The following is an 11,943-nucleotide window of genomic DNA, read 5'->3' as shown; positions in this document are numbered from 1 at the left end:
CAGCTCCGTGGTGTCGACCAGCTCCTCCAGCCCCCACTTCACCAACTGCTCGCGCACCGTCGTGCGCGCCTGCCCGGCGGCCTTGCCGTCCGGCGGCAGCGTCCGTACGAACACGTCACCGTCCGGACCCAGCGGACGGGCGCCCGCGACCAGGACGATCGCGTCGTCGGACCGGTCGCTCCCCACCCGCTCGGTGACCGCCCGGCACACCCCCCCGCCCGCGGGCCCCGCCCCCCCGCCCCTCCTGGAGGGGGCCCGGGCGCCCCTGCACCGCGGGCACGTCCAGGCCGCCCGCGAGGAGCACGTACGTCCGCAGCCCGTGCCCGTCGGGGGCACCGACCTCCAGGACCGCGCCGGCCGGTACGGTCACCGGCTCCCACTGGGCGACCGGTGTGCCGTCGACCCTGACGGGGGCCGGGGCGCCGGACACGCAGACGGTCGTGGGGTGGGTGAACCGCAGCGCGGGCCCCTGGAGCGTGCATTCGAGGCCGGGAGCGCCCTCGGGGTTGCCCAGGGCCCGGTTGCCGAGCCGGAAGGACAGGTCGTCCATCGGGCCACAGGGGGGTACGCCGACCTGCCAGTGACCGGTCCGGCCGGGCCAGTCCTGGACCGTGGTGAGCGTGCCGCCGGAGACGACCTCGATGCGCGGGGTCGGGTCGGTGACGGAGACGAGGGTGGCCGTGCAGTGCGCGGCGGCACGGAAGTCCGGCTCGGCGAGCGCGGCCCGCACCAGGCCCAGGTTGGTCTCGATGCCGTCGATGCGGGTGCGGGCCAGGGCCTCGTCGAGACGGCGCAGGGCGTGCTCCCGGTCGGGGCCGTGGGCGATCACCTTCGCGAGCATCGGGTCGTACGACGTCGTCACCTCGGTGCCGGTCTCCACCCAGCCGTCGACCCGCACTCCGTCCGGGAACTCGACCCGGGTCAGCAGGCCGGCGCCGGGCCGGTGACCGCGGGAGGGGTCCTCGGCGTACAGGCGGGCCTCGACGGCGTGGCCGCGCGGGGCGCCCGGGTCGCGGACGACGTCCGTCTCGCCGCGCGCGAGGCGCAGCATCCAGGCGACCAGGTCGACGCCGTAGACCTCCTCGGTGACAGGGTGCTCCACCTGGAGGCGGGTGTTGACCTCGAGGAAGAAGGCCTCCTCGCGGGCGGCGTCGTAGACGAACTCGACGGTGCCGGCGGACCGGTAGCCGACCGAGGCGCACAGGTCGCGGGCGGCTGAGGCGAGTCGCTCACGAAGGTGCGCGGGCAGTCCGGGTGCCGGGGCCTCCTCCAGCACCTTCTGGTTGCGGCGCTGGAGCGAGCAGTCCCGGTCGCCGAAGGTGACGACCCGGCCCGCGCCGTCACCGAAGACCTGCACCTCCACATGGCGGGCGTGCTCCACGAGCCGCTCCAGGAACACCCCGGCGGACGAGAAGGAGGCGGCCGCGACGCGCTGCACCCGCTCCCACGCCTCGGTCAGTTCATCGGCGGAGCGACATGCCGACATGCCGATACCGCCGCCACCGCCGGTGGCCTTGAGCATGACGGGATAGCCGATGCGCGCCGCCGCGTCGAGTGCCTGCGTCACCGAGCCCAGCAGGCCGGTGCCCGGCGCCAGCGGCACTCCGGCCGCCTCGGCCGCCGCCCGTGCCGTGTGTTTGGCGCCGAACAGCTCCAGCTGCTCCGGTGTCGGGCCGACGAAGACGATCCCGGCGTCCTCGCAGCGCCGTGCGAAGGCCGCGTCCTCGGACAGGAAGCCGTATCCGGGGTGGATCGCGCCCGCGCCCGTGTCCTTGGCCGCCCTCAGCACCAGGTCGGCGTCGAGGTACGACTCCTTCGCGGGCGCCGGACCCAGCCTCACCGCCTCGTCCGCGAGCCGTACGTGGGGTGCGGCGCGGTCGGGGTCGGAGTACACGGCGACCGTGCGCAGGCCGAGTTCGCGGGCGGTGCGGATGACGCGGACGGCGATCTCGCCCCGGTTGGCGACCAGCAGCGTCTCGAAGCTCATGCGGCGCCCGCCTCGCCTGTCGTCATCCGTACGGCCGTCGGCTCGAAGCCGTTGCAGGGGTTGTTGATCTGGGGGCAGTTGGAGACCAGGACCAGGACGTCCCGCTCGGCCCGCAGGGTGAGGGAGAGTCCCGGTGCGGAGATTCCGTCGACGATGCCCAGGGTGCCGTCCTTCTCGACGGGTACGTTCATGAACCAGTTGACGTTGGAGACGAGGTCGCGCTTGCCGAGTCCGTGCCGCGCGCCCTCCGCGAGGAAGTTGTCCACGCAGGCGTGCTGGGACCAGGTGTGGTGGCCGTAGCGCAGGGTGTTGGACTCCTTGGAGCAGGCGCCGCCGACGGTGTCGTGACGGCCGACCTCGTCGGCGACGACGGTCATCAGCGGGGTGTGCTCGTTGGACAGGAGCACGCTTCCCGTCGTGAGGAAGATGTTCCCCTGCGCGTGGACGGTGTCGGGCGCGCTGTAGCGGACGGATGTGTCGTGGGCGTCGTACACCAGGAAGTCGACGGCCTGGTTGCCGTGCAGGTCGGTGATGGTCAGCGTCTGGCCGCGGCGGACGACGGACGACCAGGCGGCGCGGGCGGGTACGACGCTGGTGCTGGTGCTGGTGCTGGTGTTCGTGTTCATGCGTGCCCCCTCGCGGCAAGGAAGTCGGCGGTGTTGAGGAAGGCGCGGCGGCCCTCGGGCGTGGCCTCCCACAGCGGGTCGCCCGGCGCGGTGGGTGCGGCGCGCCAGGCGAGGACCTCGAGCGGGGTGGAGACGTAGCCGGGGCGCGGGTCGGCCGGGTGCGGGACGTTCGCGATCAGTACCGTCAGGTCCTGTTCGGCGCGGAGCGTGACGCCGGCGCCGGGGCCCGCCGAGCCGGTGAATTCCAGGGCGCCGTCCTCGCGCACCTCGACGCCCTGGAAGAACGAGAGCGAGGGCGGAAGGTCGCGGGGCTCCAGTCCGTTCTTGGCGGCGGCCAGCTTGAACAGCTCACGCCCGGCGGGGGAGGCGGAGTGCGGGGTGCCGTCGCCGTACCGCTCGGTGTTGCGCACCAGGGTGGAGGTGCCGCACAGGGCGTCGTGGCGCCCGGAGGTGTCGGCGACGACGGAGGCCAGGACACGCCCCTGGTCGGACAGCAGGAGCTGTCCCTCTCCCAGGTAGGCGTTCCACTGGACCTTGACCGTGTCGGCCGCGTTCAGCCGTTCCCACGGTCGGTCGGCGGCGTACAGCAGCAGATGGGCGCAGGCGTCGCCACGCAGGTCCGTCAGGCGCAGTTCGGTGCCGCGGGCCAGGACCCGGTGCGCGTAGTTGCCGCCCGCCACGGTCTCGGCCCACACCAGGTGGTCCGCCTCGCAGGGCGGCGCGGGCCACTCCCGCGCCGGTACGACGGGCATGGCCTCCGCGCCGGTGCCCTCCTGGGCGCGCGCATGGGCACGGGCTCCGTAAGTGGTCGCTGTCGCCATCGCGGGACCTCCGGCTCCGGTGTGATTTCTGTCGTGCGACAGAAATTAGGCACGGGCCGGGTCGTGGGCATTGCCGCGGCGTTGCCGCCCGGTTACCGAGCCCTCACGGGGTGGCCGTGGGCCGGGCGCGCAAGGGGGGCGCCTCGTGCGGGACACCCGTGGCGCTGCCGTGTGCGAGGATCGAACGCATGGGAACGAGCAGTGGCCGCCGGGTCGGGCGGCCGCGGGCCGCGCAGCGGCCGGCGAGCGGGCTGGAGCCGCGTGCCGAACTGCTGCTGGCCGCCGCGGAGTTGTTCACCACCCAGGGATACGGTGCCACGACGACCAGGGCCGTCGCCGAGCGCGCGGGCATGCGGCAGGCGTCCATGTACCACTACGTCTCCGGCAAGGAGGAACTCCTCGCCGACCTGCTGGAGTCCACCGTCACTCCCTCGCTGGCCCGCGCCCGTGAGCTGCTCGCCGACGACGCGGCCCCGGCCGAGGACCGGCTGTGGGAGCTGTGCCGGACGGACGTGGAGCTGCTGTGCGGCGGCCCGCACAATCTGGGCGGGCTCTATCTGCTGCCCGAGGTGCGTACCGAGCGGTTCGCCGGATTCCATGCCGTGCGCGCCGAACTGAAGGATGCCTACCGGCAGTTGCTGGCCGCGACCGGTGCCGGGGGAGCGCTCTCCAAGAGCGAGCTGGACCTGCGCACGGATCTCGTCTTCGGGCTGATCGAGGGTGTCATCCTCGTGCGCCGGTCGGATCCGGAGCGGCCCGTCCCCGAGTTCGCCCGAGCCACCGCCGACGCGGCACTGCGCATCGCAGGCGCCTGAGGGGCCGTCCGGGGAGTCCCGCGAGGCCTTCACTCACCCGTCACGGTGAGTTGTTTTCGCACGTCTGTGCGGTGTAACGCACCGTGTGCGAGTGCAATCCGAGCGTACAAAAGAGCCGAGCGTACTCCTGGAGTGCGAGCGATTTCAGGTGCTTGCTGAATATGACACGGCGATGATCCGGTCGGACTAAGCTCGCCCGCGGCGCACCGAGTTGAGGTGAATTCGTGCGCTTGTTCCCAAAGATTACGAAGATCCAGACTGCTCCATGGCTCTTCCCCCCACAAGCTCCCCCGACACCCAGCCGATTCGTCTCAGAGGGCATACATGGTGAGTGTTCAATCGCCTCCCGATGGCCGTGAACTTCCCTATGCGCGCGTGCTGTTGCTCCCAGCCATACTGATGGCCGCGGCAACCGGGGCCGCCGTCGCCCTGGTGGCGGGGCCGGCCAGGGCCGCCGTCGGCTGGTGCGGAGCCGTCGCCACGGTGCTCGTGACCGCGACGGTGGCGGAAGCGGTACGACGCGGCCGCCACCTGAAGAGCCTGCGGGCCGAGCAGGTCCGTCACACGGCGTACCTGGAGCGGCGCATCTCCGCCCATGATCAGGAGTGGATCCGGTTCGGCACGGACATCGTGCCGACCGCGCTGTACCGGCTGCGCGCCGGGGAATCCCCCCAAGAGGTGATTCGCGCGGTCCTCGACGCCGACCCCGAACTGCGGCACCTCCCCGACTCTCAGCGCGACCTGCTGCGCACCGTGCTCAAGATCGTGGACGACGAGGAATCCATGCGCGACGCCGCGCAGCGCTCCTTCGTCAACATCGCCCAGCGCGTCCAGGCCATCGTCCACCAGCAGGCCAACGAACTCCGGGAGATGGAGGAGGACCACGGCCGCAACCCCGAGGTCTTCGACGACCTGCTGCGCCTCGACCACGGCACCGCGCTGATCGGCCGCCTGGCCGACTCCATCTCCGTCCTCGGCGGCGGCCGCCCCGGCCGTCAGTGGCCCAACCCCGTGGCCCTGTACAGCGTGCTGCGCGGCGCCATGTCCCGGATCCTCGAGTACCGGCGCATCGACCTGGCCTCCATCGCCAAGGTCAACATCAAGGGCACCTGCGTCGAGCCGGTCATCCACGCCGCCGCCGAGCTCCTCGACAACGCCACCCGCTACTCGCCTCCGCAGACCAAGGTGCACGTCACCGCCACCGAGGTGCAGACCGGCGTGGCCATCGAGATCGAGGACGGCGGCGTCAGCCTCAGCGAGGAGGCCCGTGCCCGGGTCGAGAACATGCTGGAGCGCGCCAAGGCGGGCGTCGACCTGGACGACCTCGGTGAGAGCCCCCGCCTCGGCCTCGCCGTCGTGGGCCGGCTCTGCTCGACGTACAACATGCAGGTCTCGCTGCGCGCCTCCGCGTACGGCGGCGTCCGCGCCGTCCTCGTCGTGCCCAGCAACATGATGACCACCGAGCCCGCACCCGGACTGGCCCACGGCATCGGCGCCACCGCCGTGCCCAAGGCCGAACTCGGCGCCCTCGAGGGTCCCAAGCGCCCGCCGAAGAAGCGCCGCCCCACCAGCCCGCGCATCCCCGCCGGGATCTCCATGGAGGACGACGTCCCCGAGGTCACCGAGTGGACCGCCGGCGGTCTGCCGCAGCGCCGCAGCAAGGTGAAGACCTCGCTCACCCAGCGGATCGCCGAACAGGCCGCGATCGAGCGGGCCGAACGCGAGGGCCGGCCGACCGTCTGGTCGCAGCGCAAGCCCGAACCCGAACCCGAGCCCGGGGCCGACCCCGAGCGCGAGAAGCTCCGCAACCGCGAGCCCGGAATGTGGGTCGAGGCCTTCTGGGAGGGCCTCAAGGAGGGCAACCCGGGCGTGCACCCGACCGACTTCACGCGCAATCCCACCGCATACATGCACCTGATCGAGAAGCCGGCCCGCACCGAGGCCGACGACGAGGGGGACCTCAAGTGATCCAGCAGCGAGCGAACTTCGATTGGATGCTCAAGGATCTCGCCGACGGCGTACCGGGCATCGAGATGATCGTGGTGCTCTCCGCCGACGGACTGCGCATCGCCCGCTACGGCGGTGACCCCGACTCCGCCGACCGACTCGCCGCGGCCTGCGCGGGCGTACAGAGTCTCGCCGGTGCCGTCGCCCAGGAACTCCCCGGCAGCAGCGGCAACATGAATCTGGTCGTCATCGAGATCGACGGCGGCTACTTCTACCTCATGGCGGCCGGCGCCAACGCCTATCTCGCCGTGCTGGCCGACGTGGTCTGCGAACCCGGACGGATGAGCGGACGGATGCGCGACCTCGTCGTCCGTATCGGTGCCCATCTCACGAGTCCGCCCAGGCGGAACGGGCAGACCGTATGACTCCTCCGCAACGCAAACGGCGACACCCCAGGCAGGAACCGCCCCCGCCGCCCATGCCGCTCCCCGCGGCGGGGGAGCAGGAGGGGGAGAAGAAGAACCCCGAACGGCTCTACGTCATCACCGGCGCCGCAGACGGCGGGCGCGCCGAGCTCGACCTGGTGACGTTGATCGTGGCGCGCGCCGATCCCCCGCCGTCCGTCCCGCCCGAGCAGGCGGCGCTGCTCCGGCTCTGTGTCGCCCCCCTGTCGGTGGCCGAGCTCTCGGCCTATCTCAACCTGCCGTTCAGCGCGGTGACGGTGCTGATCACCGAGCTGATCACGGCCGAACTGGTGCAGGCGCGCGCCCCGATCGTCCGCCAGGCGCTCCCCGACCGTTCACTTCTCGAAGCGGTGATGCATGGACTTCAAAAGCTCTGACACCATCCCGGGCCCACGGACGGAGGATCATCTGCCGCACACGGCCCAGGCCGCGGTGAAGATCGTGATCGTGGGCGGCTTCGGAGTCGGCAAGACCACCATGGTCGGCTCGGTCAGCGAGATCAGGCCGCTGACCACCGAGGAGACCATGACTCAGGCCGGTGTCGGCGTCGACGACAACTACGGCTCCGAATCGAAGACGGCCACCACCGTCGCCATGGACTTCGGCCGCATCAGCATCACCGAGAGGCTGGTGCTCTACCTCTTCGGCACCCCCGGCCAGGAACGCTTCTGGTTCCTGTGGAACGGGCTGTTCGAGGGGGCCCTCGGCGCGGTCGTCCTGGTCGACACCCGTCGCCTGGAGGTCAGCTTCGACGTCATAGGGCGGCTGGAGGAGCGCGGCGTTCCCTTCGTCGTGGCCGTCAACTCCTTCCCGGACGCGCCCCGTTACCCGATCGAGGAACTGCGCACGGCCCTCGACCTCGCTCCGGACATCCCCATCGTGGAGTGCGACGCACGCCGCCGGGCCTCCAGCCGTGACGTCCTGATGACCCTGATGCACTTCCTGCACTCGCTCGCCATGTCCGGCGCGCTCACCTGACACCCCGTACCGACCGAATCCCCTCGACCCCCGGATCCACTTCAGCTTCGGAGCGACCACTGTGACGCCTGAACCCCACTCCCCGACCGGTACGGACGACCCCACGCTCGGCCCGCCGCCCGGCTGCCCGGCGCACCGCCTCGGCCCCGGGGGACTCCACCGGCTGTACGGCCCGGAGGCGGACGACCTGGGCGGCCTGTACGAGAAACTCCGGGACCAGTACGGCCCCGTGGCGCCCGTGCTGCTCCACGACGACGTGCCGATGTGGGTGGTCCTCGGGCACACCGAGAACCTGCACATGGTGCGCACCCCCTCGCAGTACACCCGGGACAGCCGCATCTGGAGCCCGCTCCTCGAGGGCATGGTCAAGCCCGATCACCCGCTGATGCCGCACATCGCCTGGCAGCCCATCTGCTCCCACGCCGAGGGCGACGAGCACCAGCGGCTGCGGGCGGCGGTCACCGGCGCCATGTCGACCATCGACCACCGCGGCATCCGCCGCCACATCGGCCGCTACACCCAGCGCCTGGTCAACGAGTTCTGCGGGAAGGGCCGGGCCGACCTGGTCTCCCAGTTCGCGGAACACCTGCCGATGGCGGTGATGTGCGAGATCCTCGGCATGCCCGAGGAGTACAACGACCGGATCGTGCAGGCGGCCCGCGACATGCTCAAGGGCACCGAGACCGCCATCGCCAGCAACGACTACATCATGGGCTGTCTGATGCGGCTCACCGCCCGCCGCCGGGCGCGGCCCGAGGAGGACTTCACCAGCCACCTGATCAACCACCCGGCGCGGCTGTCCGACGACGAGATCGGCCAGCACCTGAGGGTGGTGCTCATCGCCGCGTACGAGGCCACCACCAACCTGCTGGCCAACGCCCTGCGCATGGTCCTCACCGAGCCGGGCTTCCGCGCCCAGCTCAACGGCGGCCAGATGACGGTGCCGGAGGCGGTCGAGCAGTCCCTGTGGGACGAGCCGCCGTTCAGCGCCGTCCTCGGCTACTTCGCCAAGCAGGACACCGAGCTGGGCGGCCAGCGCATCCGCAAGGGCGACGGTCTGCTGTTCGCCCCGGCACCGGGCAACGTCGACCCGCGGGTGCGTCCCGACCTGTCGGCCAACATGCAGGGCAACCGCTCCCACCTCGCCTTCGGCGGCGGCCCGCACGAGTGCCCCGGGCAGGACATCGGCCGCGCCATCGCCGACGTCGGTGTCGACGCGCTGCTCATGCGGCTGCCGGACGTCCAACTGGACTGCGAGGAGGACGAGTTGCGCTGGCGGTCGTCCATCTCCTCACGGCACCTGGTGGAGCTGCCGGTGCGGTTCGAACCGAAGCCGCAGCAGGACGTCATGCTCAAGCCCAGCCCCGCCCCCATCCCGCCCCAGCGGGCCACCTGGCAGGTCGGCACCACACGCCCGGAGCCGGCGCCCTCCGCCGCGCCCAGCACGTCCGCACCGCTGCCGGCCCCGGCCCCGCCCGCGCCACCGCAGGCCGAGCGGCAGGCCCGCCCACGGCGAGGCGTGTGGCAGCGGGTCAAGCGCTGGTGGCGCGGTCACTGACCGGCTCACCGGCCCACTCCGGGTACGAGGACCATGCCTCCAGTGCCCGTGCGCTGGTGAACCGGTGTTCCGTCCCCGTGACCGGATCGCTGAACTCCAGTTTTCGCGCAAGCAGTTGGAGCGGGCGTTGGAAGTCGTCGGCGGGCACGGGGTCGGTCACCCCCGGGTACAGCGGATCGCCGAGGATCGGCGTGCCCAGGGAGTTCATGTGGACCCGCAGCTGATGGGTCTGCCCGGTCTCCGGGGTCAGCCGGTAGCGCCCCAGCGCGTCGCCCGCCCGGTGCTCGATCAGTTCGACCCGCGTCACCGCGTTGGGCTCGCCCTCGACCTCGCGCGCGGCCAGCACCCCGCGTTCCTTCAGGATCCGGCTGCGCACGGTCCGGGGCAGGGCGAGCGCGGGACCGTACGGGGCGACGGCCTCGTACTCCTTGCGGACCCGCCGGTCGCGGAACAGCGTCTGGTAGGCGCCGCGCTCCTCGGGCCGCACGGTGAAGAGCACCAGCCCGGCGGTGAGCCGGTCCAGGCGGTGCGCGGCGGAGAGGCCGGGAATGTCCAGCTCCCGCCGCAGCCGGGCCAGCGCGGTCTCGGCGACATGGCTGCCGCGCGGGGTGGTGGCGAGGAAGTGCGGCTTGTCGGCCACGACGACATGCGCATCGCGGTACACGACCACCAACGGGAACGGCACCGGCACCTCGGCGGGCAGCTCCCGGTGGAACCACACGAACATTCCCGGCACGTACGGATCACCGGAGCTCACCGCACGCCCGTCGGCCCCGACGATCCGCCCGGCGTCCAGCATCGCCTCGATCACCCCGGGCCCGGCACCGGAGAGCCGTTCCACCAGGTGCTCGCCGACGGTGACCCAGGGGCCGGTCGTGGGCAGCCGCACCCGCACCGGGTCCACCCCCCGGCGCTGGGGCAGGGGAGAGGGCGGGGTGCGGGTCTTGCGTCTCATCGGTGCCCAGCGTAGGCGTTACGCGGGCACCGCCTCCGCCGCCTCCGGCCGCGGCGCCGTCGTACGTGCCCGGTGGGCGCGGTGGACCGCCCCCAGCGCGACCGTCGCGCCGAGGAACAGCACCGTGAACCAGCGGAAGTACCAGTGGCCGCCCGCCGGGTCGTACACCGCCGCCCGCGGCCAGGCGAGATTGACCGTCATGGCCAGGCCGTAGACGAGGGCGAGCGCGTTGACCGGGACTCCCCAGCGGCCGAGGGAGAAGAGCGGGGCGCCCGTCTCGTCGGTGCCGGTGGTGGTGAACCCGCCACGCAGCCGGCGGACCAGCAGCGGTCCGGTGACCATGGCGTAAGCCAGGTACAGCATCACGATGCAGGTGGTGCCGATGGCCAGGAAGGCGTCCGGCGAGGCGAAGTTCAGCAGGAGCAGCGTGGCCGCGAGAACGCCGACGACCACGGCCGGGGCGCTGGGCATACCGGTGCGGGGGTTGACGCGGGCGAGCCTCCGCGCGAACGGCAGCCGGCCGTCGCGGGCCATGGAGAACAGCATCCGGCAGGCCGCCGTCTGGATCGCCAGCGTCGCCACGGCGATCGCCACCACCACGTCGGCGAGCAGCGCGCGGCCCACCCCGTCTCCCAGCCTGCTCGTCAGGACGTAACCGAGCCCGTCGACCGCCAGGTGCCCGTCGGTGAGACTGGGCGCGGCGAGCAGTCCGCCGAGCACCACGAGACCGCCGAGCAGTCCGGCCGCGCCGAGCGCGGTGAGGATGGTGCGGGGCGCGGTGCGGCGGGGGTTGTGCGTCTCCTCGCTCATCTCGCCCGCGCTGTCGAAGCCGATCATCACGTAGGCCGCCGTGAACGAGCCCACCAGCAGGGCGCCCAGGAGGCCGCTTTGCGCGGAGGTCCCGGTGTGGAGGGTGATGCCGGGGGAGCGCTTGGCGTGGGTGAGCAGGAGCACGGCGATGAGGACCGCCCCGATGATCTCGGCGGTGACCCCGACCCGGTTGATCACGGACATCACACGGTTGTCCACGATGTTCACCAGCGTCGTCAGGACCAGCAGCAGCACCCCGAGGACGGCGGCGTTGGCCGCTCCGTCGGGGGTTGTGGGCGCCGGGTCGTCGCCCACCAGCTGGAAGCCGGACCAGAGCGCGGGGAGCACCATCTGCAGGGCCAGCGCCGCCGCCGCGACCACCACGATCTGCCCGATCACCATGATCCAGCCCGCGAACCAGCCGAACGTGGGGTTCGACAGGCGCGAGGACCACTGGTAGATCGCGCCCGAGATCGGATAGCGCGCGGCCAGTTCCGCGAAGCAGGCCGCGACCAGCAACTGGCCGAGCAGCACGGCCGGCCAGGCCCAGAGGAAGACCGGCCCGCCGAAGGCGTACCCGAAGGCGAAGAACTGGAAGACGGTCGTCAGTACGGAGATGAAGGAGAACCCGGCGGCGAACGAGGCGTACCGGCCGAGGCTGCGATGCAGCTCCTGCCGGTAGCCGAACTCCTCCAGGGAGTGGTCGTCGGTGGTCGTCACGGCGGCACCTGCCTTCGGCACGGTATTCCTGTCGGGCGACAGAAATTAGGGACGACCTGTTTCCGCCGCGTCACGCCGACGTGTCCGGGGCGGACCCAAGTGCTCACGCCCTCGCCGGAGGCCGGCCCGGTGCCGGATGTCGCGTTCAACCGGGCGATGGTGGCGGGTCGTTGCGGCCGGCGGTCGGTGAGAGCAAGTGCCGGGGGCGTGAAAATGCGGCAGCGGCGGGGCGAGGCAAGGTGTACGCACCCCCGCGACAGTC

At 71.9% G+C, this 11,943-nt stretch carries 10 protein-coding genes and 1 pseudogene; 6 read left to right on the top strand and 5 right to left on the bottom strand.

Annotation, left to right across the window (positions count from 1 at the left end; genetic code table 11):
• Positions 1–148 precede the first annotated feature (148 nt).
• From ACFW2E_RS28420 to ACFW2E_RS28410, 3 genes and pseudogenes are all read right to left on the bottom strand, one after another.
• Positions 149–1,987: pseudogene (locus ACFW2E_RS28420) on the bottom strand (biotin carboxylase N-terminal domain-containing protein); the annotation flags it as partial.
• Positions 1,984–2,613 (bottom strand): urea amidolyase associated protein UAAP2, encoded by a 630-nt coding sequence (locus ACFW2E_RS28415; protein WP_384469918.1) that lies wholly within the window; start codon positions 2,611–2,613, stop codon positions 1,984–1,986. The gene ACFW2E_RS28415 and the pseudogene ACFW2E_RS28420, both read right to left, overlap by 4 nt.
• A complete protein-coding gene (locus ACFW2E_RS28410) occupies positions 2,610–3,434 on the bottom strand; it encodes an urea amidolyase associated protein UAAP1 (RefSeq protein WP_384469917.1) in 825 nt (274 codons plus the stop codon). Before ACFW2E_RS28410 ends, ACFW2E_RS28415 begins: the two co-directional genes overlap by 4 nt.
• Positions 3,435–3,622: 188 nt before the next feature.
• Here ACFW2E_RS28410 and ACFW2E_RS28405 point away from each other — a divergent pair, with 188 nt between their 5' ends.
• From ACFW2E_RS28405 to ACFW2E_RS28380, 6 genes are all read left to right on the top strand, one after another.
• Positions 3,623–4,249 (top strand): TetR/AcrR family transcriptional regulator, encoded by a 627-nt coding sequence (locus ACFW2E_RS28405; RefSeq protein WP_384469916.1) that lies wholly within the window; start codon positions 3,623–3,625, stop codon positions 4,247–4,249.
• Positions 4,250–4,573: 324 nt separating this feature from the next.
• The gene (locus tag ACFW2E_RS28400) at positions 4,574–6,217 is read left to right on the top strand and encodes a sensor histidine kinase (RefSeq protein ID WP_384469915.1); all 1,644 of its coding nucleotides are present in this window, start codon (positions 4,574–4,576) and stop codon (positions 6,215–6,217) included.
• Complete coding sequence (locus ACFW2E_RS28395; RefSeq protein ID WP_384469914.1) at positions 6,214–6,621, top strand: roadblock/LC7 domain-containing protein; 408 nt, start codon at positions 6,214–6,216, stop codon at positions 6,619–6,621. Before ACFW2E_RS28400 ends, ACFW2E_RS28395 begins: the two co-directional genes overlap by 4 nt.
• On the top strand, positions 6,618–7,037 hold the full coding sequence (locus ACFW2E_RS28390) for a DUF742 domain-containing protein (RefSeq protein WP_384469913.1): 420 nt from the start codon (positions 6,618–6,620) through the stop codon (positions 7,035–7,037). The genes ACFW2E_RS28395 and ACFW2E_RS28390 overlap by 4 nt, the downstream gene beginning before the upstream one ends.
• Positions 7,018–7,638, top strand: coding sequence for an ATP/GTP-binding protein (locus tag ACFW2E_RS28385; protein ID WP_384469912.1), 621 nt, complete (start codon positions 7,018–7,020; stop codon positions 7,636–7,638). The genes ACFW2E_RS28390 and ACFW2E_RS28385 overlap by 20 nt, the downstream gene beginning before the upstream one ends.
• A 61-nt stretch (positions 7,639–7,699) precedes the next feature.
• Complete coding sequence (locus ACFW2E_RS28380) at positions 7,700–9,196, top strand: cytochrome P450 (RefSeq protein ID WP_384469911.1); 1,497 nt, start codon at positions 7,700–7,702, stop codon at positions 9,194–9,196.
• Here the strand turns inward: ACFW2E_RS28380 and ACFW2E_RS28375 are convergent.
• Complete coding sequence (locus ACFW2E_RS28375; RefSeq protein WP_384469910.1) at positions 9,171–10,151, bottom strand: pseudouridine synthase; 981 nt, start codon at positions 10,149–10,151, stop codon at positions 9,171–9,173. The genes ACFW2E_RS28380 and ACFW2E_RS28375 overlap by 26 nt on opposite strands.
• A gap of 18 nt (positions 10,152–10,169) precedes the next feature.
• Positions 10,170–11,681 carry an amino acid permease gene (locus ACFW2E_RS28370; RefSeq protein WP_384469909.1) on the bottom strand — a complete coding sequence of 504 codons (1,512 nt, stop codon included), beginning with the start codon at positions 11,679–11,681 and terminating at the stop codon, positions 10,170–10,172.
• Positions 11,682–11,943: the final 262 nt, after the last annotated feature.

The organism is Streptomyces sp. NPDC058964, assembly GCF_042741275.1.
Taxonomy (GTDB): domain Bacteria; phylum Actinomycetota; class Actinomycetes; order Streptomycetales; family Streptomycetaceae; genus Streptomyces.
This window is presented reverse-complemented; position numbering and strand designations above follow the sequence as displayed.

What these genes read in the sequence shown, in the direction of transcription:
- ACFW2E_RS28415 (WP_384469918.1), bottom strand. Translation starts at nt 2,613, where the DNA reads ATGAACACGAACACCAGCACCAGCACCAGCACCAGCGTCGTACCCGCC.
- ACFW2E_RS28410 (WP_384469917.1), bottom strand. Translation starts at nt 3,434, where the DNA reads ATGGCGACAGCGACCACTTACGGAGCCCGTGCCCATGCGCGCGCCCAG.
- ACFW2E_RS28405 (WP_384469916.1), top strand. Translation starts at nt 3,623, where the DNA reads ATGGGAACGAGCAGTGGCCGCCGGGTCGGGCGGCCGCGGGCCGCGCAG.
- ACFW2E_RS28400 (WP_384469915.1), top strand. Translation starts at nt 4,574, where the DNA reads ATGGTGAGTGTTCAATCGCCTCCCGATGGCCGTGAACTTCCCTATGCG.
- ACFW2E_RS28390 (WP_384469913.1), top strand. Translation starts at nt 6,618, where the DNA reads ATGACTCCTCCGCAACGCAAACGGCGACACCCCAGGCAGGAACCGCCC.
- ACFW2E_RS28385 (WP_384469912.1), top strand. Translation starts at nt 7,018, where the DNA reads ATGGACTTCAAAAGCTCTGACACCATCCCGGGCCCACGGACGGAGGAT.
- ACFW2E_RS28375 (WP_384469910.1), bottom strand. Translation starts at nt 10,151, where the DNA reads ATGAGACGCAAGACCCGCACCCCGCCCTCTCCCCTGCCCCAGCGCCGG.